1 protein-coding gene is annotated in these 272 nt (G+C 70.2%); it reads left to right on the top strand.

From position 1 onward, the window contains the following. Positions 1–272, top strand: a 272-nt coding sequence (locus WU80_RS25065) for a hypothetical protein (RefSeq protein WP_156349811.1), incomplete at both ends; no start/stop codon positions are given.

Below are 272 nucleotides of genomic sequence, written 5' to 3'. Positions count from 1 at the left end.
GGCACCGGCGAAGCGATCGGCATCGACGTCGAGGGGCATGGCCGCCACGACGAACTGTCCCGCGACGTGGACCTGTCCCGCACGGTGGGCTGGTTCACCACCAAATACCCGGTCGCGCTGTCGGTGGCCGGGCCGGGCTGGTCGCGCGTCGCCGCCGGCGATCCCGCGCTGGGCCCAATCATCAAGGCCGCCAAGGAACAACTACGCGCCCTGCCCCACCCGCTGACCTACGGACTGCTGCGCTACCTCACCAACGAGCTGACCACACCCGA

This window comes from Mycobacterium sp. UM_11 (assembly GCF_001414075.1).
Classification (GTDB): domain Bacteria; phylum Actinomycetota; class Actinomycetes; order Mycobacteriales; family Mycobacteriaceae; genus Mycobacterium.
Note: the sequence above shows the minus strand (reverse complement) of the source record. Positions and strands in the feature narration are given on the sequence as shown.